We start from the raw sequence: 23793 nt of genomic DNA, 5'->3' as shown, positions 1-23793 counted from the left end.
TTTCCAGCCAGGACAAACGTTCCCAGGTGTTTCAGCCCGCGGCGATGAGTGCTCCGGGGACGAGGTCGAGGACCAGTTGGGGGGCGACCGAGAACGCGACCGCGACGATCCCGGCCACCGCGATCGCCACACCGGCGGGTATCCACCCGGCGGCGCGGCCGGCCGTTTCCGTGCCCTCGGTGGCCGGAGTGAAGATCCGCACCACCCAGGCGATGTAGTAGTAGAGGCCCGCGACCGTGTTGACCGCCATCACCACGGCCAGCCAGCCGCCGCCACCGCCGAGGAGCTCCCGGAACACCACGATCTTGGCGAAGAGCCCGGCCAGCCCCGGGGGCAGGCCCGCCAGGCAGATCAGGAAGAAGGCCAGTGCCAGCCCGGCCGCCGGGTTCCGGAACGCCAGGCCCCGGTAGTCGTCCAACTCCCCCCTGCCCGAGCGCCTCGACACCAGCGTGACCACGGCGAACGCCCCGAGGTTCATCGCCGCGTAGAAGACCAGGTAGGCGATCGAGGCGTTCATCGCCTCGGGGCGCCCGGCGCCGAGGGGAGCGAGGATGTAGCCCGACTGGGCGACGGACGACCAGGCGAGCAGCCGCACGGCATGGCGCTGGCGCATGGCCAGGAGGTTGCCCACGGTCATGGTGAGCGCGGCGATGATCGCGATCAGCGGGACCCAGGTGGCACCCTGGCCGCCCAGGGCGACGACCAGGATGAGGATCAGTCCGGCGAACCCGGCCGCCTTGGAGATGACGGAGAGCAGGGCCGCGACGGGGATGGGCGCACCCTGGTAGACATCGCCCGCCCACGCGTGGAACGGCACCGCCGCGATCTTGAAGGCGAACCCGGCGAGGACCAGCACCATCGCCACGGTGACCACGGCGGGCAGGTCGTGGCCGATCTCCAGCGAGGAGCCGTAGGCGGTGTCGGCACCGTCCAGGACGAGCCTCAGGCCGGGCGCCCCGAGAACACGCTGCTGCAGAGCCTCGGCGATCCGATCGAGGTAGACGGTTCCGGTCGTCCCGTACAGCAGGGAGACCCCGAAGAGCATCACCGCCGTGGAGACCACGGAGACCAGGAAGAGCTTGACCGCGGCCTCGGAGCTCCGGCCGTCGTAGCGTCTGAGCGCGGTGAGCGCGAACACCGGCAGCGAGACGAGCTCCAGGGCGACCACCAGCATGATCAGGTCACGGGAGGCGGGCAGCGCGACGGCACCCGCCAGCGTGCAGAGCAGCAGGAAGTACCACTCGCCGACGGGGATGTCCCCAAAGGAGAGCTCTGCCGCCGAGAGCAGCACCACGACGATTCCGGCCGCCAGTGCGAGTCCCGCGAAGACCAGCGTGAAGTCGTCGACCACGAACGAGCACGGCGCCGCGGCGGCCGGGTTCACCGCCTGCTCGGTGCTCAGGGGGGCGATGGCACCGATCACCGCGCGAGGGGAGCCGAGCAACCCCTCCGGCACGCAGAAGGTCCTCAGCGGGTCTCCGGTGCGCAGTGCCTGCGAGACCACCACCGCCAGGGCACCGATCACCCCTGCCAGGGTGACCGCGCCGAGCGCCGGCCGGACGTACGGCCTGCGGGGCAGGAAGGCGTCCAGGAGCAGCACCAGCCCGGCGGTGAGGGCGAGGATCAGCAGCGGCGCGACCGCGTAGTAGTCGATCGACTGGATCACGGTGCCCCCACCAGGGTCCGGACCACCGGATCGGTGAGCAGCAGGAGCGCCTTGGGCCAGAGCCCGAACAGCAGGATCAGCGCGATCAGCGGCACCCAGGCGGCCAGCTCGTAGCCCATGACGTCGGGCATCCGCGGCCTGCCCGCGCTCGCCGCTCCCGGCGGGTGCGTGCCTCCCCCGTCGGCGGCCACCGCGGCCGCGGGGAGGTCCTCCTCCCCGCCCGCCCTGGATCCGGGGGCGTCGTCCTCGGATCCGGGGCCCGTGGAGGGGAGGGCATCCGTGGTGGCCACGGCGAGGAGCGGGACGTGGACGGTCTCGGTGCTCCGGCCGTGGGTGACGCGGGAGAGCATGAGCAGGAAGTAGGCGGCGGTCAGCACGGTGCCGAGACCTCCGAGAGCCATGAAGACCAGGTAGAGGGGGCCGGACAGGCCGGTGGCCGGTTCGAAGGCACCGAGGAGGGCCAGCATCTCACCCCAGAAACCCGCCAGCCCCGGCAGCCCGAGTGAGGCGACGCAGGCGAAGGTGAGCAGGGAACCGAGGTGGGGAAGGCGGGTCAGCATGCCGCCGCCGAGGGCGGGCATGTCCGAGGTGCCGTAACGCTCCTTGATCGCCCCGGCGACGAAGAACAGCAGGGCGGTGATCAGGCCGTGGGCGATGTTGCCGAACAGCGCGCCGTTGATCCCGACGGGGGTCAGCGTGGCGAAACCGAGGAGCACGAAACCCATGTGACCGACCGAGGAGTAGGCGATCATCCTTTTGAGGTCGCGCTGGGCGAGGCAGGCCAACGAGCCGTAGATGATGCCGATCACCGCGAAGGCTCCGAGCCAGGGGGCCACGGCGGCGGCTCCGTCAGGCAGGACCGGGATCGCGATTCTGGCGAAACCGTACGTACCCATCTTGAGCAGCACCCCCGCCAGGAGCACCGAGCCGACGGTGGGCGCCTCGGTGTGGGCGTCGGGCAGCCAGGTGTGCAGCGGCCACATCGGGGTCTTGACCGCGAGACCGATGCCGACGGCCAGGAAGGCGATGATCTGCACCGGGCGGGACATGCCCGTCCCCCGCGCCTGGGCCAGAGCGGTCATGTCCAGGGTGCCGGTCTGCGACCAGATGATCAGCAGGCCGAGCAGGAGGACCACCGAGCCCAGCAGGGTGTAGAGGATGAACTTGGTCGCCGCCGCCCGGCGGGCACGTCCTCCCCAGATGGCGATCACGAAGTACATCGGGATGAGGACGACCTCGAAGAACACGAAGAACAGCAACAGGTCGAGCGCGAGGAACGTGCCGATCATGCCCACTTCGAGGACGAGCAGCGTGAACACCAGTGCCCGTGGCCGGTTACCGCCGCGTTTGGGGCTCAGCAGCTGCCCGGGGCCGTCGGCGCGGCCCCGGCACAGGTAGACGAAGCAGAGAAAGGTCAGCAGCGTGGTCAGCACGACCAACGGCAGTGAGATCCCGTCCACGCCGAGGTGGAACCTGAGGTCCAGACCGGGGATCCAGGCCAGGTCGGTCACGAACTGCATGCGGGCGGCGTCACCGTGGTCGAACGTGACGGCCAGCACCACCGACAGTGCGAAGGTGACCCCGGAGACGGCCGGCCCGTGCACCCTGAGCAGCCGCTGCCTTGCCGCCGTGTCCGCCCCGGACGGCACGAGCAGCACGCCTGCTCCGGCGAGCGGCACGCCGAGAAGTGCGATCAGGAGCCAGCTCATGGCGCGGCCACCTCACAGAAATTCGGCCCCGGATTCGGCTCTGGATTCGCTTCCAGGTTCGGCACTGGGTTCGGTCGCCGGGGAGAGGTCAACGGCACGTCACCGCCAGACGGGTGGAGAGCGGCACGGCGGCGTCCACGCCGCCCCGGAGAGACGGAGAGCTCACCCGAAGATCACCGCCCCGGCCGCGATCAGCAGGACGCCCGCCAGCAGGCCGGTGACGTAGAGCTGGGCGTTGCCGTTCTGCACCAGGCGGACCAGCCCCGCCAGTCTCAGGGTCGTCCGGCCCGAGCCGCGTACCGTGCCGTCCACCACGCGGCTGTCCATGCGGACCACGAGGCGCGCGAGGAGCAGCACGGGCCTGACGAGGAGCCCGGTGTAGACGGAGTCGACGTAGAAGGCCCGCTCGCAGGGGACGCGGAAGGGGCCGAGCACGCGGGCCGGGTCGGTCTGGGGCGCGGAGCGCCACACCGCGTAGACCGCCCCCGCGCCCAGCAGTGCCACCGTGAGGCTGAGGGCGGCGGTGCCCCAGTGCACGTCGCCGATGCGGGCGAAGCCGAGGAGCAGGGCCGGAACGGCCAGCACGACGATGGGCCAGCGCATGGTGGCCGGTGCCTCATGGACGGCAGGTACGGCGGCGTGGGCCTCGCCCGCCACGGGCTCGGGCCGTGAGGCACGCTGCCCGAAGAAGGTGCGCAGCCACGCACGGGTGGCGTAGGCACCGGTCACCGCGATCGTGGCGAGGGCGCAGCCGTAGAGCAGGAGGGCCGCGGCATCGGTCAGCGGGCCCGCGGACAGGGAGTGCTCGATGCCCGTCAGCATCTCGTCCTTGCTGAAGAAGCCGCTGGCCGGAGGCAGGCCCATCAGGGCGGCGAAGCCGATCGTCATCGCGGCGAAGGTGACCGGAAGCCCTCTGCGGAGACCTCCCATCGTGCTCATCAGGTTGGAGCCGACCGCGTGGATCACCGCTCCGGCGCAGAGGAAGAGCAGTGCCTTGAAAGCCCCGTGGGTGATCAGGTGGAAGATCGCGGCGTCCCGTGAGCCTGCGGCCAGAGCACCCGCCATGTAGGCGAGCTGGCTGATCGTGGAGTAGGCGAGGACGCGCTTGAGATCGTCCTGGGCCAGGGCGGCGAGGGCCGCGCCGAGCATGCCGAGGGCGGCCAGGACCGCGAGCACGTCCAGGGTGGGACGGGCGCCGAGGAAGGCGGGATAGAGCCGGGCGACGACGAAGATCCCGGCGGCGACCATGGTGGCCGCGTGGATGAGGGCGCTGATCGGTGTCGGTCCTGCCATCGCGTCAGGGAGCCAGACGTGCAGCGGAACCTGGGCGCTCTTGCCCGCGACCCCGGCCAGCAGCAGCATGGTGGCGGCGACGAGGGTGCCGGACGACATCTCGGGGACCCCGGCGATGACGTCGGCGATCCTGAAGCTGCCGGCCGCCGTCCCGAGGACGAAGATGCCGAACAGGAAGCCGACGTCGCCGATCCGGGTGACGAGGAACGCCTTGATCGCCGCTCGCGAGTTGGCCCGATCCTCCCACCAGTGCCCGACCAGCAGGTACGAGCACAGGCCCATGATCTCCCAGCCCACGTAGAGGACCAGGAGATCCGCCGCGTAGACGACCAGCAGCATGGCGCTGGTGAACAGGCTGATGAAGGAGCTGTAGGACGGGTAGCGCCGGTCACCGCGCAGGTAGCCGATGGAGTAGACCTGCACGGCCAGCGCGACCACGGTGACCAGCACCGCGATCGACGCGGCGAGGCCGTCGACGAGCAGCCCGACCGAGATCGGCACCGACCCCGTCTCGATGACGGTGAACGTCGCGGTGACGCCGTCGGCCGCGCCCTGGCCCCCGCTCCCGATCGGGACCCGCGGCTCGATTCCGCCCTGGCCGGTGGCCGCCCAGGTGGCGTAGGCCAGCCAGATCGCCAGGGCGGTGGAGATCGCGGTGGGCAGCACGGCGATCCAGGCGGCCCGGCGGTCGGCACCGGCGTTGAGGTCTGTGCCGGGGGTGCGGGACGTCGCACCGCGAGGCCCCAGGGGGAAGCGGGAGCCGAGAAGCCCGGTGGCCGCGGCGAGGAAGGGCAGCAGGATGACGAGCGAGGCGACAGTGATCATAACGCGTCACCCGGCCTGGTGTCCGTCTCGGACCCGGCGGGAGACCGGGACCGCCGCGTGCGGGTCGCGGTCCGGGTGTGGCCCTGGGGCAGGCTCCGGGTCTCGTCCGGGGGCTGCTCCGGGCTCTGGGACCGGGGTGGGGAGTGGGCACCGGCCTCGGTGAGCTGGACGCCATCGGGGCCGGAGTCCGTGGCCCCGGGGTCGGTGGTCTCGGACAGGGCGCGGAGGCGATCGAGGTCGATGGTCCGGCGGTTGCGGTAGAGCGCGAGAACGATCGCGAGACCGAGGCCGACCTCGGCGGCGGCGATCACGATGACGAACAGGGTGAGCACCTGCCCGCTGTGCAGCCGGTCGCGCAACCAGACGTCGAAGACGACCAGGTTGAGGTTGACGGCGTTGAGCATGAGCTCGACGGACATCAGCACCAGGATCGTGTTGCGCCGGGCGAGCACGCCGTACACGCCGATGGAGAAGAGCAGTGCCGAGACGACCAGGGGGTAGACGACGTGCACCTTCAGTCCCTCCCGCGAATGTCGGTGCGGGACAGGACGATGGCGCCGATCAGTGCCGCCAGCAGCAGGACCGAGAGCACTTCGAACGGGAGCACCCAGTTGCGGAAGATGCTCGCGCCGAGTTCCCCGGCCGAACCGCCGCCGGGCTCAAGCGGGACGTAGGCCATCCGGAAGCCGTCGACGACGACGGTGACCAGCACGGCCGCGGTGGCGATCGCCACGATCACGGCGGTCGGCCGGTTCGGACTGTCGAGGTCGGCGCTCCTGCCGATCGGGGCGCGGGTGAGCATGATGCCGAACAGCAGCAGGACGACGATCGCGCCGACGTAGATCAGCACCTGGACCCAGGCGACGAACTCGGCGGTGAGGACCAGGTAGCACCCGGCCAGCGCACCGAAGCAGACCACCAGCCACAGGGCGGCGTGGACGAGTTGCCTGGTGGTCACGGTAAGCAGCGCCGACCCGACGGCCACCGCGCCCAGCAGCAGGAAGACGATCTCCTGCCCGGTCGGCGACAGATAGGACGGCGCCTCGGTCACGTCTCCTCCTCGGGCTCTCCACTCGGATTGGTGGCAGAAGTCTGCTCCGGCGGGGCCGCCTTCGGAGGAACGTCATCCCTACCTGTGGATAACTCCCCGGCGGACGACTCGCCTGTGGACGGAGTGTCCTTCTTGGGGAGGGCACCCGGCGGCCGGATGGCCCGGACGCTCGCGTGTCCCGCCGAGGGGCCTGTCCTGGCCGGTCTGCCGGGTGGCGGAACACGTCGCGCGGGCGGCTCCTCGGGAACTCCCGGGGCCTCGGGCGCGGGAGTCGCGGCAGCCTGGGGAGCCGGCGCGGGACGGGGGCGGACCGGGCGGGAGGTGGCCGCCAGTTCCTTCGGCGGCTCGGCGCCCGGCTCGTGGGCCGGGGGCGGCGGGACGGTCTGGGCCCAGGCGGCCAGCTTGTCCTTCTCGTGGAGGAGGTTGCGGATGTCGCCCTCGGCGTACTCGAACTCCGGAGACCAGAACAGCGCGTCGAACGGGCAGACCTCGATGCAGATCCCGCAGTACATACAGAGGGAGAAGTCGATCGCGAACCGGTCGAGCATGTTGCGGGCGCGGGGACGGCCCCCCTCCGGGGCGGGGATGGTCTCCTTGTGGGAGTCGATGTAGATGCACCAGTCGGGGCACTCACGGGCGCAGAGCATGCACACCGTGCAGTTCTCCTCGACCAGCGCGATCACCCCCCTGCTCCTCGGGGGCAGATCCGGCCGGACTTCGGGGTACTGCTGAGTCACCGATCTGCTCAGCATGTGGCGAAGGGTGACGGAGAGTCCCTTCACCAACCCCACTCCTGGTATCCGTGCCACAACTCAACATCATGACGCACAGCGGGGCGCTCGGGAATGCGGTGGGCCCTCCAGACCGTCACGGCAGGGGAACTCGCGTTATCCACAGAAGTTATCCACAGACTGTGTGTTCGATAACCGCCCCTCAACCGCCGGGTCGACGGAGAAGGACTGCGGAGATCCTGAAAAAATCGTATTGTTCGGCACATGTCCCACCAGTACGGTCCGGCCTGGCAGCCGCAACCACCGGCACGATCCAATACGGCGTGGAGCGTGGTGTGGGCGCTGGTGCCCCTGTTGACCTGTGGTGTCGGCACGCCGTTCGTCATCGGACACGCCGCACGCCGGCTGCGGAGCCCGTTGCTGGCCCTCGCCGCCGCCCTCTACGGCCTCGGCATCGGCATCTTCGTGATCGCCGCCTGGATCTACGGGGACTCCGATCTCATCCCGGTCTGGCTGGACACCATCGGAATGATCGGCCTGTTCGGCAGCTGGCTCGGCGGGCTGGGCCACGCGCTGATCCTCAGGGGTGAGGTGTTCCGGCAGCGGCCGTTCCAGGAGTTCCGCCCGGGACCGCCATTGGAGTACGGACGTCCGCCCCACCAGACCGGCCCCACGGTGGCCTCGGTCCAGCACCCGCCCGCGCAGCGGCACCCGGGGCCCGCGCAGCACGGCGGATACCAGCAGGCACAGCATCATCAGCGTGACGACCGGCCGCCCCAGTACGTGCAGAACCACAGCGCACAGGGCCAGTTCACGCAGGGCCAGTTCACGCAGGGCCAGTTCGCGCAGGGCCCGCCCACCCACGCCGTACCGGGCCAGAACCCCCAAAGCCCTCAGAACACCCCGGCCCCCCAGGGCTGGCTGGGGCCCTACCGCCTGATCGGCAGCCTGGGGAAGGGCGGTCAGGGAACGGTTCACCTCGCGCTCACCCCACAGGGGCAGAAGGTCGCGATCAAGGTGCTGCACGAGCACTTCAACGGCAACCAGGTGGTCAGGGAGCGATTCCTGCGGGAGGTGGAGGCGACGCGCAGGGTGGCGACCTTCTCCACGGCCCGGGTGCTGGACGTGAACATCAACGAGGACCAGGCGTACGTCGTCAGCGAGTACGTGGAAGGCGTCTCCCTGGAGCAGCTGGTCCGCGACAAGGGTCCGCGCGACGAGGACGGGCTGACCCGGCTGGCCCTGGCCACGGCGGGCGCGCTGGCCGCGATCCACCGGGCCGGCGTGGTGCACCGGGATTTCAAGCCGGCCAACGTGCTGATCGGCACCGACGGACCCCGCGTGATCGACTTCGGCATCGCCCGAGCCCTCGACCAGGTCACCGCGACGTCGGGCAACATCATGGGCACCCCCGCCTACATGTCGCCCGAGCAGCTCGCGGGCGAGACGATCGGCCCGGAGACCGACGTGTTCAGCTGGGCCTCGACCATGATCTTCGCCGCTTCCGGCCGGGTGGCCTTCGGTGAGGACACCATCCCCGCGATCCTGAACCGGGTGATCAACCACCAGCCGGACCTGACGGCCCTGCCCCGGTCACTGCGCCCGCTGGCCGCGGCCTGCCTGGACAAGCAGCCCCGCAACCGGCCCACGGCCTCCGACATCATGCTGCGGATCGTGCAGTAAGGATCCCCCGCAGGGATCCCGCGCAAAAATCACGCGACCAGGATCCCACCGTCAGTACCCGTCTCTCCGGCAGGGACGACCCGCCCCACCGGGCGAAGATCCTGGCCGGTACCTCAGGGGACCGCGTCCTTCGCCCCCGCCGTCAGGTCCAGGTATTCCTCCTGGGTCAGCGAGCGAGCCTGGAACTCCAGGCCGTTACCCACGGCGAAGCGCTCGACGTCCCCCGCGTTCCAACGCCCCGGCAGGTGGAACAGCCCCCCGCCCACCAGCAGGCCGGTCACGCCGGACTCCGCCGAGTAGAGCAGCAGCTCGGAGGCGTCCAGCTCGCGGGTCCTGCGCGCGGTCTCCAGCAGCAGACGACCGTGGACGACCACCAGGCGGCAGTGCGGCTGGCCCCCGCGCCTGAGCACGCGCCCCTGGGCGGTCCGGTCACGGGACCTGCGGCGGCCGACTCCGATCACCACGACGGCCCCGACGACCGTCAGCCCGGCCAGCACCAGGGCGGCGACCGCGAGCGGGCCCATCCCCCGGGTGACATCGGCGCGGGTGTCGGTCAGGTTGAGGAACACGAGCGCCACGAAGATCACCCCGTAGCCGAGCACCGCCCACATGAGCACGTACAGCAACTGCTCGCGCCACCACACCTTCGGCGAGCCCAGCGGCGGCCTGAGGCTTCTGGCACCGGGCACGCGCAGGCGCGGCAGGGGCGCGGGCGCCCTGCGCCAGGTCACCGCGCGCCATCTCGGCGACCTGCGGGCCAGCGCGACCCTGGCCTGCTGCGGGGTGTCGAACGCCCGGAACTCGAACTCCAGCCCGTTGCCCGCGGCGAACGCCTCCACCGCCTTCCTCGACCGGGACCCCGGAGCCTCCAGCATGACCAGGCCGGACTCGTCGAGCACCGCCAGGCCGTATCTCGTCCTGCCCCTGCCGGGATAGCCGAAGATCAGCAACCTGCTCGCCCGGCTCGCACCGGCGAGCGGCAGCCGCACCGATGGGTGTTCTGGCACCTCGACGACCAGTTCGTCGTTTTCCACGGCAAGCGCGAGGGTCATCCGTTCCGTCCTTGGCAAGTGATGTCGCAGGGTGCACTGCTCCCTGCCCAGGGTGAGCGCTTCGAACGTCAGATCATCCGTACGGTGGGCCGAGCGGGAAACCGGTGCGGGCGCGCGGTGCGAGGTTACCCGGCGAGAACCCTGACGACCCCTGTCAGCGCGAGCTGGACCAGCGCCAGCGGCACCAGGCCGACCCAGGCGAGCCGCTGCAGTTGGTCCTCGCGGAGCCTGGGATAGCTCACCCTCAGCCAGATGACCACGAAGACCAGCAGGAAGACCTTGATGAGCATCCACACCGGCCCCGGCAGGAGAGGACCGTGCCAGCCGCCCAGGAACAGCACGCTGGTCAGCGCGGAGACCACGATGATCCCCGCGTACTCGGCCAGCATGAACAGGGCGAACCTGATGCCCGTGTACTCGGTCATCGGGCCCATGATGAGCTCGGAGTCGGCGATCGGCATGTCGAACGGCGGGCGCCGGAGCTCGGCGAGTCCCGCGACGAAGAAGACCACGCCGCCGATCGCCTGCCAGGGCAGCCACCACCACTGCCAGGCTGCCACGATGCCCGGCAGGGAGAGCGTGCCCGCCGCCATCGCGACGCTGGAGGCCGCGAGGACCAGCGGCAGCTCGTACGACATGAGCTGGGCCGCCGAGCGCACTCCGCCCAGGACCGAGTACTTGTTGCCCGACGACCAACCGGCCATGATCGAGCCGAGCACGCCGACCCCCATCACGGCGAGGACGAAGAACAGCCCGGCGTCCAGGTCGACCCCGACCAGCCCCGGCCCGACCGGGATGACGACCATCACCAGGAGATAGGGGACCAACGCCACGCCGGGGGCCAGGGTGAAGACCCTGCGGTCGGCGGCGGCCGGGATCACCTGCTCCTTCTGCATGAACTTGACCCCGTCGGCGATCAGCTGCGCCCAGCCGTGGAAGCCTCCGGCGTACATGGGGCCGAGGCGCGCCTGCATGTGCGCCATGACCTTGTGCTCCATCTGCCCGGCAACCAGCGGCAGCACCAGGAAGACCGCGACGATCACGACCAGCCGGACCGCGACGTCGAGCACCTCGGCGATCATGCCTACCTCCGGTCCTTCGGGGGGAGAAGCCTGCCGGGTCGCCGGAATGTCTCAGCCGCCACGCTCACGCCCCCAGTCGGCGGGCACCCCCGGCGGGAGCGTCTTGCGGCGGCTCGGCGAGCCGTGGCCGGACTCGCCGGGTTCCTTGGCTCCCGGCCACGCCTTGGCGACCCTGGCGGCCAGTACGAAGTCCTTGCGCAGCGGGAACCCCTCGAAGCCCTCGGGGAGCAGCAGCGGGACGAGGTTCGGGTGGCCCTCGAAGACGACGCCGAACATCTCGAAGGTCTCGCGCTCGTGCCAGTCGGCTCCGCGGAACACGCCGACCGCGCTGGGCAGCCGGGGGTCCTCGCGCGCCACCCTGGTGCGCAGCAGCAGGTGGGCGTGGGAGGCGGGGGCGAACAGGTGTGCGACGACCGCGAAGGCCTCCGGCGGCTCGTCCACCGCGGTCAGCCAGTCGAAGAACTCGTACCCCTGGGATCTGGCGGATTCCAGCAGGGCGATCCAGTCGTCGGCGTCCACGTCGACGGTCCGGTAGCCGAAGGACTCCGACACCCGGGCACCCTCGCCGTGGGTGAAGGCGTGCAGGTCAGGCATAGCGGTCACCCAGGTTCTCGGCGGCGATCTTCTCCTGGAGCATCATGATGCCGTGGAGCAGCGCCTCGGGGCGGGGAGGGCAGCCGGGGACGTAGACGTCCACCGGGATGATCTGGTCGACGCCCTTGGTCACGCAGTAGGAGTCCCAGTAGGGACCGCCGGAGTTGGAGCAGGCACCGAAGGAGATCACGTACTTGGGCTCGGGCATCTGCTCGTAGAGCCGCTTGACCGCGGGGGCCATCTTGTCGGTCACCGTGCCCGAGACGATCATCAGATCCGCCTGCCGGGGACCGTTGGCGAACGGGATGACCCCGAACCTGATGAAGTCGTGCCTGCTCATCGAGGTCGCGATGAACTCGATGGCGCAGCAGGCCAGGCCGAAGTTGAACGCCCACAGCGAGTAGCGACGCCCCCAGTTGAGGATGAAGCGCATGGGTTTGGGGGCGAGCCGTGTGGCCGGGCCCACCGTGGGCATCGGGAGATCTGCCATGGCACGCATTCTCCTTCAGGGTCGGTGCTCGCGCTCGCCCGGTTCAGGTCCAGGTGAGCACACGCTTGCGCCAGGCGTACAGGATGCCGAGCGCGATGAAGCCGAGGAAGACGAACATCTCGGCCAGGGTGGTCGTCCCGAAGCCCGGCTCGGCGAAGATCGTCGCCCAGGGGAAGAGGAAGACCGCGTCAACCGCGAAGATCACATACAGGTAGGTGAACACGTAGTAACGGACCTGGGACTGGGCCCAGCCGTCGCCGACCGGGTCGACGCCGCACTCGTAGGTGAGCAGCTTCTCGGCGGTGGGGCGGTTGGGGCGGAGCGCCCGGTTGACGAGCAGCGCCCCGGCGACGATCAGCAGGCCGATCGCGAACAGCGCGAGGACCACCACATAAGAGCCGAAATATCCGCTCATGGCCTCTCCTCTTCGGGGCCTGCCGCATGGCTTCGTCCCGATCTGCCGTACGCCCTACCTATAGCAGTATCCGCCCTTCCCGTCATGCGGCGAAGCCCACGTGCCCAAGGTCGCTAAAGCCTCCGTGCGCTTAACCTCAAATCAGGGTAAATGCACTATTACCGCACCTAGGGTGACTTCATGCCCAACCTGCGATTCGTCGGAGGAATTGCCTTGATGGCCGTGACGATCGCCGGCTGCGGCGCAGCCATCACCCCCTCCTCCGAGAAGGCCCCCGTGCCCTCGGAGCCCACATTGATCGACTATGTGGACCCCTCCGTGGTCCAGGGCCTGAGCACCCGGATCCTGTTCTCCGGAGAGACGGGGAGCCGGCACGTGCACGCCGTCTATCCGGTCGTCCCCGGTGCCCCCCGCCTCACCGAGAAGCTCCGCAGGACCGTAAGCGAGGAGCTCGACGGGTTCACCCGGCACCGCGCCCCCGCCGACGCCCTGACCAAGCCCGAGTTCAACGTGGACTGGCAGCTCGCCGCCGCGTCCCCCGAGGTCCTGGGGGTACGGCTGCGCATCGGTCACTCCATGGAGTCGGGCTGGAGCGAGGCGCGCACCACCGTCTGGTACGACCGGGTGAAACAGCGCGTCCTCGACTCCGCCGACCTGCTCACCGACCGTCCCGCGCTGGTCACGCTGGCCGGGATCGTCAGGAGCGAGCTGGCGCTGCGGGGACCGCTGGTGACCCCGAACGCGCTCAGGTCGGACCGGGAGATGTTCGACTCCCTCGGTTTCAACCCGCGTGGCGACCTTGTCGTGGAGTTCGACGACGAGCAGGTGGGGCTGGGGGTCGCCGGCCGGGTGGCGGTCGCCGTACCGTCCGCGACCGCGGCGCCGCTGCTGTCGGAGATCGGGCTGCGGGCACAGCGCGCGGCCGTGCAGGCGAAGAAGGTTCCGGCCCCCACGTCGTGGGAGGAGATCAAGGCCGCGAACACCGACAAGCCCCCGGCGCGCAGTTCCAAGGCGGGCAGTGTGGACTGCGCGAAGCTCAAGTGCGTGGCGCTGACCTACAGCGACGGGCCGGGCCCCGAGACCGCGCGGCTGCTCGACATCCTCCACGCCCAGGGGGCGAGGGCGACCTTCTTCACCCTCGGTTCCAACGCCTCCGCCCGGCCCGACCTGCTCAGGCGGATGCGCGACGAGGGGCATCTGGTGGCCAACCACACCTGGTCCCACCGCGATCTCACCATGCTGCCCCCCACCAGGATCGCCGACCAGCTCACCCGCGCGCAGCACGCGATCGCCCAGATCATCGGCCAGGCCCCCACCCTGATGCGCCCGCCGTACGGCGTCAGCGACGCTCAGGTGGCCTCCGTCGCGGGCCGCCTGAACATGGCCGTGGTGCGCTGGAACGTGGACCCCGAGGACCGCTGGGACCCCGACCCCCGGGCGATCGCCGGCCGGACCGTCGCCCGGGTCGAGCCCGGAGCGATCGTCCTCCTGCACGACTCCCACCCCGCGACGGTCGACGCGGCCCCGGAAATCCTGCGCCGGCTCTCCGCGGCGGGCTATACCTTTGTCACCGTCCCCGAGCTGTATGGCTCGCGCGAGATGGTGCCCGGCCGGACCTACGACTCCGGGGGCGTTTCGACGGCGCCGGACCGGTAGCCGATGTCATAGCCTGGAGCTATGGGGCCATAGCCTGGGGCGATGAGACCGCGGCCGCGGCGGGACATATAGTTGGGCAGCGTGACCTCAACTGTCCTCTTCGCCCGCCTGCATGTCGACCTGTGCCGGCTCGCGGCGGGGCTGTGTCGGGACGGCCGTCCGCGATCGTGACCTCCACGTAGGCCGTGATCCGGCCGCACAACGCGACATCCGCGCCCCAGGTTTCGACTCAGCGGCCGCAGAGGATGCGCGACACGGGTCGCCCTCCTCCGCCGAGTGGAACGCGAAAAGACTACGCGTGACCCCCGAGGATCTAGCATGGAAAAAAGAATGTGCCACGAGCAACGGCGCCCTGTCGCGTCGAGGAGGACTGAGCTGTGACCAAGCAGGTTCAGCAACTCGAACGCGTGATCATCCGTTTTGCCGGGGACTCCGGCGACGGTATGCAGCTGACCGGTGACCGCTTCACCGCCGGAACGGCTGAGTTCGGCAACGACCTGTCGACACTCCCCAACTTCCCCGCTGAGATCCGCGCCCCCGCAGGCACCCTGCCGGGCGTGTCGAGTTTCCAGCTCCACTTCGCCGACCACGACATCCTCACCCCGGGTGACGCGCCCAACGTCCTGGTCGCGATGAACCCCGCCGCGCTGAAGGCGAACCTCTCGGACCTGCCGCGCGGCGCCGACATCATCGCCAACACCGACGAGTTCACCAAGCGCAACCTGCAGAAGGTGGGCTACGCCGTCAGCCCGCTCGAAGACGACTCGCTCGCCGCGTGGCGGGTCCACTCGGTGCCGCTGACCTCGCTGACGGTCAAGGCCCTCGAAGGCTTCGCGCTGTCCAAGAAGGACGCCGAGCGGTCCAAGAACATGTTCGCCCTCGGGCTGCTGAGCTGGCTCTACCACCGGCCCACCGAGGCGACGATCCAGTTCCTGGAGACCAAGTTCGCCAAGAAGCCCGACATCGCCAAGGCCAACATCGCCGCCTTCCAGGCGGGCTGGAACTACGGCGAGACCACCGAGTCCTTCTCGGTCTCCTACGAGGTCAAGCCGGCCAAGCTGGCCCCCGGCGTGTACCGCAACATCTCCGGCAACCAGGCGCTCGCCTACGGCCTGATCGCCGCCTCGGTGCAGTCGAGGCTGCCGCTCTTCCTCGGGTCCTACCCGATCACCCCGGCCAGCGACATCCTGCACGAACTCTCCAAGCACAAGCGGTTCGGCATCCGCACCTTCCAGGCCGAGGACGAGATCGCGGGCGTCGGCGCGGCGCTCGGCGCCTCCTTCGGCGGCGCCCTGGGCGTCACGACGACCTCCGGGCCCGGTGTCGCGCTGAAGGCCGAGACCGTCGGCCTCGCGGTGACCACCGAGCTGCCGCTCATCGTGGTCGACGTGCAGCGCGCGGGTCCCAGCACCGGCATGCCCACCAAGACCGAGCAGACCGACCTGCTGATGGCCATGTACGGCCGCAACGGCGAGTCGCCGCTGCCGATCATCGCCCCCGCCACCCCCTCCGACTGCTTCGACGCGGCGGTGGAGGCGGCCAGGATCGCGGTGAAGTACCGCACCCCGGTCATGCTGCTGTCGGACGGCTACCTCGCCAACGGCTCCGAGCCGTGGAAGGTGCCCGACGCCGCCGATCTGCCCGACATCTCCACCGAGTTCGCCTCCGGGCCGAACGCCGAGGACGGCACGACCTTCCTGCCGTTCAAGCGCGACCCCGAGACCCTCGCCCGCCCCTGGGCAATTCCCGGCACCGCCGGCCTGGAGCACCGGATCGGCGGCATCGAGAAGGCCGAGGGCACCGGGAACATCTCCTACGATCCCGACAACCACGACCGGATGGTCAGGATCCGCCAGGCCAAGATCGACGGGATCGCCCACGACATCCCGGCGCTTGAGGTGGACGATCCCGACGGCGACGCCCGCGTGCTGGTGCTCGGCTGGGGGTCCACCTACGGGCCGATCGCGGCGGCCGTGCGGCGCATCAGGAAGGCCGGCGGCAAGGTCGCCCAGGCCCACCTGCGACACGTCAACCCGCTGCCCGCCAACACCGGCGAGGTCCTGCGCGCCTACGACAAGGTGCTGCTGCCGGAGATCAACCTCGGCCAGCTCGCGCTGCTGCTCCGCGCCCGCTTCCTGGTCGACATCATCAGCTACAACCGAGTGCGTGGACTTCCGTTCAAGGCCGAAGAACTTGCCGGCGTGATCCAGGACGTGATCGACAGTGAGTAGTGGTACCGAATTGTCCGTCCCCGGAACCGGCGGGGGGCTTTCGCTGGTCCCGAAGTCCGAGGTCAAGCTCGGCATGAAGGACTTCAAGACCGACCAGGAGGTCCGCTGGTGCCCCGGATGCGGTGACTACGCCATCCTGGCCGCGGTCCAGTCGTTCGTGCCCGAGCTCGGCCTCAAGCGCGAGAACATGGTGTTCGTCTCGGGCATCGGCTGCTCCTCACGGTTCCCGTACTACATGGACACCTACGGGTTCCACTCGATCCACGGCCGCGCCCCGGCGATCGCGACCGGCCTGGCCGCCTCGCGTCCCGATCTGTCGGTCTGGGTGATCACCGGTGACGGCGACTCGCTGTCCATCGGCGGCAACCACCTCATCCACGCGCTGCGCCGCAACGTCAACCTGAACATCCTGCTGTTCAACAACAGGATCTACGGTCTCACCAAGGGGCAGTACTCCCCGACCTCCGAGGTCGGCAAGATCACGAAGTCCACCCCGATGGGCTCGCTGGACAAGCCGTTCAACCCGATCTCGCTGGCCATCGGCGCCGAGGCCTCCTTCGTGGCCAGGACCATCGACTCCGACCGCAAGCACCTGCAGTCGGTGCTGCGCGAGGCCGCCGAGCACCGGGGCACCTCGCTGGTCGAGATCTACCAGAACTGCAACATCTTCAACGACAACGCCTTCGAGCAGCTCAAGGACCCGGAGCGGCGGGACGACATCACGCTCCGCCTGGAGCACGGACAGCCCATCGCCTCGGCCTCCAAGGCGGTGCGCCGGGCGGCCGACGGCGGTATCGAGGTCGTCCCGAGGTCGTCGGTGAGCGAGGACGAGATCCTCGTGCACGACGCCCACCGCGCCGACCCCTCGCTGGCCTTCGCGCTCTCCCGGCTGGACGAGCCCGCCTTCGAGCACGTCCCGATCGGCGTCTTCCGCAGCGTCGCCCGCCCCTCCTACGACGAGCTCATGGCCGAGCAACTCCAGGAGGCCGTCGACGCGCGGGGTCCCGGCGAGCTGAACGACCTGCTGCTCGGCGGGGACACCTGGCGCATCGGCTGACACCCATACCACGTGATGAGGCCCGCTCTACGGAGCGGGCCTCATCACTTTTCCCCGGATTCTCGGTATCGCCTGCCGATATCCGGTGTCACGAGGTATGAATTATCCGGTCCTTCCCCGAGAACCTCGCTCGAACAGGGAGATCTCACATGCGAAGCCCGGCCCCCGTGCACGGAGCAGAGGATCACTGGCGTGGGAGACGGGTGCTGGTGACGGGGGCGAGCGGCTTCATCGGGGCCCACCTGGTGCGACGTCTGGGCGCACTCGGCGCGCGGGTGCACGCGGTCGGCCGCCGGGTCAGGGAGAGCACGGACGGCGAGACCTGGCACGTCGCCGATGTCGCCGACGAGGGCGCGGTGCAGAAGCTCATCGCCTCCGTCCGCCCGGAGGTCGTGTTCCACCTGGCCAGCGAGGTCGCCGGGGCCAGGGACCCCCGGCTGGTGCTGCCGATGCTGCACAGCAACCTCACCGGCGTGGTCAACCTGCTCACCGCGGTCGCCGGCGCCCCGGAGACCCGGGTGGTGCTGGCGGGCTCGCTGGAGGAACTCCGGCCGGAGGAGGGCGGCAGGGCGCCGTCCTCACCCTACGCGGCCTCCAAGTGGGCCGCGGACGGCTACGCGCGGATGTTCCACCACCTGTGGGACGTCCAGGTCAGCAACCTGCGGATCGGCATGGTCTACGGACCAGGCCGCCAGGACACCCGCAAACTGGTCCCCTACCTGGCGTTGTCCCTGCTGCGCGGCCAGGAACCCGAGCTGGGCAGCGGGACACGCGAACTCGACTGGGTGTACGTCGACGACGTGGTCGACGCCTTCCTCGCCGCAGGCGAGACCCCGGACGCGGCGGGCCGGGCCTTCGACATCGGCACGGGGAAAGGCACCTCGATCCGCGACACCGTGGACCTGCTCTCTGAGATCGTCGGCGGCCGGGCCGTCCCCCGCTACGGCGCGCTCACCGACCGCCCGCTGGACAGCGCCAGGATCGCCGACCCGGCCCCCGCCGCCGCGACCCTCGGCTGGCGGCCCACCGTCGGTCTTGAGGAGGGGCTACGGCGGACCGTCGCCTGGTTCGCCCGCGAACACGACTGACCGGTACTTCTGGCTCGGCAACCGGCCGGGCCGCTGACGGGGAAGGTGCGTTACCTGCCGAAGAACCCCGCGACAGCGTGGATCGAGAACGAGGCGGAGTCGGCGGCCGACCGCTCGCTCTTCGTCTCCCTCGCCATCTCCATCGGGTGGACAGTGATCATGGCCTGGTACGCCTTCATCGAGCTGCCAGGCTAGACAGGTGCCAGGGTAAGCCGACGCGGCGGTTCCTTCTCGATCAGGGAGCGGTCATCCGGGACGACTCCCTTCCGCCCGAGAAGTGGAAGCCCGCGAAGTCGGTGGAGGACTTCGCGCCCTCGATTCCGGTACGACAGGGGGCCGGCTTCCGCCGTAGGCTGAATTTCGCACATGATGGACAGAAGGCTGAGGTGGCCGAGACGATGGTGGCCGAGGTGATGGCCGAGCTGGCCGAGCTTGAGGACCCGAAAATACGCGAGGTGAACGAGAAACACGGTGACGATCACGGTGTGAACCTCGGCAAGCTGCGCTCGCTCGCGAAGCGGCTGAAGACGCAGCAGGAACTCGCGTGCCGGCTCTGGGAGACGGATGACACCGCGGCGAGACTGCTGGCGATCCTGATCTGCCGCCCGAAGGCGTTCGAGCGTGACGAGTTGGACGTCATGTTGCGCGAGGCGCGCACCCCCAAGGTGCACGACTGGCTCGTGAACTACGTGGTGAAGAAGAGCCCGTACTCCGAAGAGTTGCGCCTGGCCTGGTCAGCCGATCCGGATCCGGTGGTCGCGAGTGCCGGCTGGGCGCTGACCACCGAACGCGTGGCGAAGAAGCCCGATGGTCTCGACCTCGCAGGAATGCTCGATGTCATCGAGGCGGAGATGAAAGACGCCCCGGATCGCCTGCAGTGGGCGATGAACCACTGCCTGGCTCAGATCGGGATCGAGCACGCCGAGCACCGCGCCCGTGCGATCGACATCGGTGAGCGCCTGAAGGTGCTCAAGGACTACCCGACTTCCCCGGGCTGCACATCTCCGTTCGCGCCCATCTGGATCACCGAGATGGTGCACCGACAGCCACGATAAGACGTTGACTCATTTGGTGAGTCGGCGGTACTTCCATGGGTGCGCTCCTTCACGAAGGCGAGAACAGGGAGCCCTGCTGAACCCGCCGGTATCGCGCGTCCCTGCTCCTGGGCGAGCTTCCCACCAGTTCGACGACGCCCTCCTCTCGCATGATCGACAGCCAGCGGCGTACGGTCTGGTCGCCCAGGCCGGTGCTCGTTGCCAACTCGGCACGGGACAGGGTTTCGTCACCGAGTGCTTCCAGCAGTTGAGGGCGTCGGTCTGCTCGTGATGACACGGACGTCCCGACGGCAGCCGACCGGAGCAGGCGCGGGGGCAGCTCGTAGCGGGCCCATCTCCGTGCCCCGCTCTGGATGAGCAGCTCTCTTGCCACGAGATCCTGGAGCTCGGCTGTGGCAACGCGCGAGTCCACTCCGGTGGCGCCGCGGTAGGAACGGTTGTCGAGCACCTCCGAGTCACGCAGCATGGCCAGGGCGACGCACTGACTGTCCGTGAGGCCGCTCGCCCCGAGGCTCTCCACCCACCGCACCGTCTCCTCACTCAGCAGGGCGTGGTTGGGGATGGTGACCACGAACGAGGAGACACGGTCGTCGAACTGCGGAGGGCTCATACCGGCAGCCAGCAGGGAGGCCACCATCGCGCGGATTCCAGAGCCTCGGTTCTCGCAGACGGTCCGTGTCTCCCCGGGAACGGTGACCTCTTCGAGGATTTTCATCAGTGTCGCGTTCCGCGCCGAGGAAATCCCCTCGTCGGCGAGGCTGTCGAGGGTCACCGGTCCGAACAGGCCACCAGGACTACGGATCGTCAGCCGATCCGGATACATCTCGATCTGGATCTGTGTGCCACGGGCCGCGCTGGACAAGTCCCTGTGGACGAGCGCGTTGACCACGGCCTCACGAAGAGCGGTCTCCGGATACTCCCAGATGTCTTCCCGCCCCATCCCCGTGATGACCGCCCGCCTGGACATGTTACGGCGGATGGCTGCCAGCGCGTCACGGACCATGACGGGGACAGGACCCTCGACAGTGAGATCGTCCAGGAAACGAGTTCCTCCGGCCAAGGCATCGCCGCTGCTCAGGGGATAGTGCACGAAGCTGATCATCAGCTGGGGGAAGTGTTCCTGCGGGTAGGAGCCAAGCGCGAGCAGACCCGCCAACGAGAGCGTTTCCGAACCGTCCGTCCCCGTCACCAGGACCTTCGCTCGCCGAAGCACGTCATGGCGGTCAAGGTCCTTGAAAGCGTACGGCCGGCTGGCTCTCAGCCGTGTGATCAGCGACTCCACAGCGGCCGGATCCAGCAGGTCGAGGCCGGTTCCCGGAACGCCCTGTTCGTCCTCGCGAGGTTGTCCCCGTGAGGACAGCATGACCTGGACCTCATAGCTGGACAGACGACGGTCGCCGTCGCCGACACGGACGAAGCTTCCCTTCGTCATGCCCACCCCCCGGTAGAAGCACGGCCGCCGGCTCGGATCCACCTCCGGGATCTCCGCCACGACGAGCTTGACGCCTTCGAAGTCGTGGATGCGGATCAACGGCCGCAGGGCCGGCTCCATATCGGCTGAGCAGAGTGCGGCAAGGTCGCTGGAGAGCCGCACGGGATCGCGTACGCCGGTCGGCGCGAACCCTTTGGTCTCATCCAGCCCGAGAATGAGCACTCCACCATGGGTGTTGGCGAAGGCTGAGAGGGTCTCACGGGTCGACTTCGGCAGCTCCGTCCGCGACGCTTTCACCTCGACATCGGCGATGTCGCCACCCAGCGCGCGAAGGTTGCCGACAATCTCCGTGAGCTCCCCATCGAGCATCGATCTCTCCTCTCAGCCCACATGTTAGCTATCATGTTAGCTGGCATGTGGAGGCGGAAGAGGCGATTCTCGCCATCTTCTCCTGCTGGGAGAACGATGATCGGGTCTTCCCCCGGAGCGATCGGCTAGCAGGGAGTACGAATGAGCGCGGTCAACTGGGACGAGGTGAAGCGGCGGGCGCGGGAGCGGCGCCAGGCTGCGAGACTGCCCGTGCAATCGGATGCCGGGAAGTCCGCCGCGATGGAGCAGCTCGCCGCGGAGGTCAGGGCGTACAAGCTCGCGGAGATCAGGCGTGAGCGGGATCTGACCCAGCGCGACGTGGCCACCACCATGGGGGTCTCCGGCCCAAGGGTCTCGGCCATCGAACACGGAGAGGTCGACCGCGTCGAGGTGGCGACCCTGCGCTCCTACGTCGAGGCTCTCGGCGGGCGGCTGCGCGTGGTGGCCGACTTCGGCGACGTCGAATACACCGTGGCATAGCCCGTACGACGACAGAAGCCCTCGGCCACCTGGTCGAGGGCTTCCCTGTTTCCGGAAGTGGAGTCAGAAGTCGAACTCGCCCTTCTTGGCGCCGTCGATGAAAGCGTCCCAGACACTCGCGCTCACCACGAACGGCGCCTGCCCCGGAGCCTCGGTGTCCCGCAAACCCACCCGACCACCCGACAACGGAGCAACCTCCAGGCAGTCCCCGCCATTGGGCCCGCTCTTGGTGGCCTTACGCCAGGCCGCGCTCTTCAGCTCATCATTCAGATCCACGGTTTCTCCGCCTCTCCGCTGTTGGCGGTACGGACGGGAAAGCCCCTGGCGGTGGCCGAGAATCTTCCCGTGTTCCGAGGTTGGGGCTAGAAGTCGAACTCGCCCTTCTTGGCGCCGTCTACGAAGGCGTCCCAGACACTCGCGCTCACCACGAACGGCGCCCGCTCGGGAGCCTCGGTGTCCCGCAAACCCACCCGACCACCCGACAGCGGAGCAACCTCCAAGCAATCGCCCTGGTTTGACGCACTCTTGGTGGCCTTACGCCAGGCCGCGCTCTTCAGCTCATCGCTCATGCCCATAGCCTCTCTGCCTCTCTGATCAATTCGATCGAGACATACTGAGGGCTTGCCTCAGCTCGGATGGCGTCGTATCGGGCGCAGACAGCCCCGACATCCTCTGGCCGATTTGTCACATGTCCGTGCGTTACAGACTCGACATACACCATATCTGGGTTTCCTGGAAGCTGGGCGATCACGAAGCCTCCCGAAGTTCCCGTAGTCGATCCACGCATCAAAGGAAGAATCTGGATACCGATACGAGGCCGCTCGACCATTTCCAGAAGATACTGGAGTTGGTGCTGCATGACCTCTTCTCCGCCGATCGGGCGGTGCAGGACTCCTTCGTCGAGGATAACCCAGAGCATAGGCGGCGTAGATCGCAACAAGATCTTCTGTCGCTCCATGCGAGCCGCTACGGCCTTTTCCACCTGCTCGTCAGTTATGCCCGGCTCTCCGCGAATAACCGCCCGCGCGTACTCCTCGGTCTGGAGAAGGCCGGGCACGACGATCGGCTGCCAGGTATGCAGGGCGTGCGCTTCCGGTTCGATGTCGAGCCAGTCGCGGAACCATCGAGGGCTCGCCGCGTGGGTGATGTACGTCCAGTACTGGATGAGTTCTCCGTTCGCACCCAGAGCGTCGTCGCAGCGTTGTGCCAGGTTGCGGCTGGGATTGCGCTCACCTCTCTCGGTGAAGCTCAACAGGCTCCTGCTGAACTGAGTCACCTCGGCCAGGTCGTCCTGGGTCATTTTTGCCTTTTTCCGGTATTTGCGGAGTTCCGCGCCAAAGAGAGCCCATTTTTCGTTTTTCGGATTGAGTTTAGAGTCCTTGGACATTTTGGCTCCGTCCAGCGGGGGATTCCACACGCGACACAAGCAGGGCAGCTTTTCCACAAACTGTCACACTGATGTGCCTCGACTTTTGATACCCAAAGTAGTCACCCAGAGGCACTCTGTGAAGAGGTCTGGGAGAGCGGAAACGCCGCCGGAGCGGCCCTCTCTTGCACGCGGAGAGCAACCCTCTACGGCCGTCGAAAAAATCGCCGCATATGTCTGGATAAAGGGAGTGGAAATGTCCGTCGATTCAGCGGAAAACGCACCATCGATCGCGGCTCACGCCTCTTCCGGACACACACCTGTCACCACCGAGTAAGCCACGCCGGGTGGACGGAAGCCAATTCGCGCAAGACGGAAATACCGGGCCATGTCGCCCTTAATCCCTAAACAGAGCGGGGCCTGCCACGGCACGGCACGCCATGACAAGCCCCTCGACCGGACTACGGA

General features: G+C 68.7%; 22 protein-coding genes and 1 pseudogene. 8 read left to right on the top strand and 15 right to left on the bottom strand.

Features of this window, described 5'->3' with window-relative positions; translation table 11 throughout:
* Positions 1–31 precede the first annotated feature (31 nt).
* The 6 genes and pseudogenes from ACQP0P_RS05365 to ACQP0P_RS05340 all read right to left on the bottom strand — a co-directional run bounded on the left by ACQP0P_RS05365 (position 32) and on the right by ACQP0P_RS05340 (position 7296).
* On the bottom strand, positions 32–1666 hold the full coding sequence (locus ACQP0P_RS05365; RefSeq protein ID WP_433371670.1) for an NADH-quinone oxidoreductase subunit N: 1635 nt from the start codon (positions 1664–1666) through the stop codon (positions 32–34).
* Complete coding sequence (locus ACQP0P_RS05360; RefSeq protein ID WP_433371667.1) at positions 1663–3375, bottom strand: complex I subunit 4 family protein; 1713 nt, start codon at positions 3373–3375, stop codon at positions 1663–1665. The genes ACQP0P_RS05365 and ACQP0P_RS05360 overlap by 4 nt, the downstream gene beginning before the upstream one ends.
* 162 nt (positions 3376–3537) lie before the next feature.
* Positions 3538–5493, bottom strand: coding sequence for an NADH-quinone oxidoreductase subunit 5 family protein (locus tag ACQP0P_RS05355; RefSeq protein ID WP_433371664.1), 1956 nt, complete (start codon positions 5491–5493; stop codon positions 3538–3540).
* A 230-nt stretch (positions 5494–5723) separates the two neighbouring features.
* A pseudogene (nuoK, locus tag ACQP0P_RS05350) lies at positions 5724–6005 on the bottom strand (NADH-quinone oxidoreductase subunit NuoK); the annotation flags it as partial.
* Between the two features lie 2 nt (positions 6006–6007).
* Entirely contained in the window at positions 6008–6544 is a 537-nt protein-coding gene (locus ACQP0P_RS05345; RefSeq protein ID WP_433371661.1) for an NADH-quinone oxidoreductase subunit J family protein, read from the bottom strand.
* Complete coding sequence (locus tag ACQP0P_RS05340) at positions 6541–7296, bottom strand: 4Fe-4S binding protein (protein WP_433371658.1); 756 nt, start codon at positions 7294–7296, stop codon at positions 6541–6543. Before ACQP0P_RS05340 ends, ACQP0P_RS05345 begins: the two co-directional genes overlap by 4 nt.
* A 243-nt stretch (positions 7297–7539) precedes the next feature.
* Between ACQP0P_RS05340 and ACQP0P_RS05335 the strand changes: the two genes are divergently transcribed.
* Complete coding sequence (locus ACQP0P_RS05335; protein WP_433371655.1) at positions 7540–8958, top strand: protein kinase domain-containing protein; 1419 nt, start codon at positions 7540–7542, stop codon at positions 8956–8958.
* A 113-nt stretch (positions 8959–9071) separates the two neighbouring features.
* On the opposite strand, the gene ACQP0P_RS05330 is transcribed toward ACQP0P_RS05335, so the two are convergent.
* The 5 genes from ACQP0P_RS05330 to ACQP0P_RS05310 all read right to left on the bottom strand — a co-directional run bounded on the left by ACQP0P_RS05330 (position 9072) and on the right by ACQP0P_RS05310 (position 12591).
* Positions 9072–10010 carry a hypothetical protein gene (locus tag ACQP0P_RS05330; protein WP_433371652.1) on the bottom strand — a complete coding sequence of 313 codons (939 nt, stop codon included), beginning with the start codon at positions 10008–10010 and terminating at the stop codon, positions 9072–9074.
* A 125-nt stretch (positions 10011–10135) separates the two neighbouring features.
* Entirely contained in the window at positions 10136–11092 is a 957-nt protein-coding gene (nuoH, locus tag ACQP0P_RS05325; protein ID WP_433371649.1) for an NADH-quinone oxidoreductase subunit NuoH, read from the bottom strand.
* Positions 11093–11143: 51 nt separating this feature from the next.
* On the bottom strand, positions 11144–11686 hold the full coding sequence (locus ACQP0P_RS05320; RefSeq protein WP_433371646.1) for an NADH-quinone oxidoreductase subunit C: 543 nt from the start codon (positions 11684–11686) through the stop codon (positions 11144–11146).
* The gene (locus tag ACQP0P_RS05315) at positions 11679–12176 is read right to left on the bottom strand and encodes an NADH-quinone oxidoreductase subunit B (RefSeq protein ID WP_433371643.1); all 498 of its coding nucleotides are present in this window, start codon (positions 12174–12176) and stop codon (positions 11679–11681) included. Before ACQP0P_RS05315 ends, ACQP0P_RS05320 begins: the two co-directional genes overlap by 8 nt.
* Positions 12177–12219: 43 nt before the next feature.
* On the bottom strand, positions 12220–12591 hold the full coding sequence (locus tag ACQP0P_RS05310; protein ID WP_350918219.1) for an NADH-quinone oxidoreductase subunit A: 372 nt from the start codon (positions 12589–12591) through the stop codon (positions 12220–12222).
* 216 nt (positions 12592–12807) lie between these two features.
* Here ACQP0P_RS05310 and ACQP0P_RS05305 point away from each other — a divergent pair, with 216 nt between their 5' ends.
* The 6 genes from ACQP0P_RS05305 (at position 12808) to ACQP0P_RS05280 (ending at position 19678) form a co-directional block, all read left to right on the top strand.
* A complete protein-coding gene (locus tag ACQP0P_RS05305) occupies positions 12808–14247 on the top strand; it encodes a polysaccharide deacetylase family protein (RefSeq protein WP_433371639.1) in 1440 nt (479 codons plus the stop codon).
* Positions 14248–14624: 377 nt separating this feature from the next.
* Complete coding sequence (locus ACQP0P_RS05300) at positions 14625–16478, top strand: 2-oxoacid:acceptor oxidoreductase subunit alpha (RefSeq protein ID WP_433371636.1); 1854 nt, start codon at positions 14625–14627, stop codon at positions 16476–16478.
* A gap of 10 nt (positions 16479–16488) precedes the next feature.
* Positions 16489–17535 (top strand): 2-oxoacid:ferredoxin oxidoreductase subunit beta, encoded by a 1047-nt coding sequence (locus ACQP0P_RS05295; RefSeq protein ID WP_433371633.1) that lies wholly within the window; start codon positions 16489–16491, stop codon positions 17533–17535.
* Positions 17536–17684: 149 nt separating this feature from the next.
* Positions 17685–18623 carry an NAD-dependent epimerase/dehydratase family protein gene (locus tag ACQP0P_RS05290; RefSeq protein ID WP_433371630.1) on the top strand — a complete coding sequence of 313 codons (939 nt, stop codon included), beginning with the start codon at positions 17685–17687 and terminating at the stop codon, positions 18621–18623.
* Between the two features lie 45 nt (positions 18624–18668).
* Positions 18669–18818 (top strand): hypothetical protein, encoded by a 150-nt coding sequence (locus tag ACQP0P_RS05285; protein ID WP_433371627.1) that lies wholly within the window; start codon positions 18669–18671, stop codon positions 18816–18818.
* Positions 18819–19036: 218 nt separating this feature from the next.
* Positions 19037–19678, top strand: coding sequence for a DNA alkylation repair protein (locus ACQP0P_RS05280; protein ID WP_433381702.1), 642 nt, complete (start codon positions 19037–19039; stop codon positions 19676–19678).
* A gap of 49 nt (positions 19679–19727) precedes the next feature.
* Here the strand turns inward: ACQP0P_RS05280 and ACQP0P_RS05275 are convergent, their stop codons facing one another.
* Positions 19728–21479, bottom strand: a complete 1752-nt coding sequence (locus ACQP0P_RS05275) for an ATP-binding protein (RefSeq protein WP_433371624.1) — start codon at positions 21477–21479, stop codon at positions 19728–19730.
* Between the two features lie 141 nt (positions 21480–21620).
* On the opposite strand from ACQP0P_RS05275, the gene ACQP0P_RS05270 reads away from it, so the two are divergent.
* Positions 21621–21959 carry an XRE family transcriptional regulator gene (locus ACQP0P_RS05270; protein ID WP_433371621.1) on the top strand — a complete coding sequence of 113 codons (339 nt, stop codon included), beginning with the start codon at positions 21621–21623 and terminating at the stop codon, positions 21957–21959.
* A 63-nt stretch (positions 21960–22022) separates the two neighbouring features.
* Here the strand turns inward: ACQP0P_RS05270 and ACQP0P_RS05265 are convergent, their stop codons facing one another.
* The 3 genes from ACQP0P_RS05265 to ACQP0P_RS05255 all read right to left on the bottom strand — a co-directional run bounded on the left by ACQP0P_RS05265 (position 22023) and on the right by ACQP0P_RS05255 (position 23346).
* Complete coding sequence (locus ACQP0P_RS05265; protein WP_433371618.1) at positions 22023–22235, bottom strand: DUF397 domain-containing protein; 213 nt, start codon at positions 22233–22235, stop codon at positions 22023–22025.
* A gap of 86 nt (positions 22236–22321) precedes the next feature.
* A complete protein-coding gene (locus ACQP0P_RS05260; RefSeq protein WP_030925987.1) occupies positions 22322–22528 on the bottom strand; it encodes a DUF397 domain-containing protein in 207 nt (68 codons plus the stop codon).
* Entirely contained in the window at positions 22525–23346 is an 822-nt protein-coding gene (locus ACQP0P_RS05255; protein WP_433371614.1) for a helix-turn-helix domain-containing protein, read from the bottom strand. The genes ACQP0P_RS05260 and ACQP0P_RS05255 overlap by 4 nt, the downstream gene beginning before the upstream one ends.
* Positions 23347–23793: the final 447 nt, after the last annotated feature.

The organism is Streptosporangium sp. CA-115845, assembly GCF_050943795.1.
GTDB lineage: Bacteria > Actinomycetota > Actinomycetes > Streptosporangiales > Streptosporangiaceae > Streptosporangium.
The sequence above is the reverse complement of the archived record's forward strand: the minus strand, read 5'-3'. Positions and strand labels throughout refer to the sequence as shown.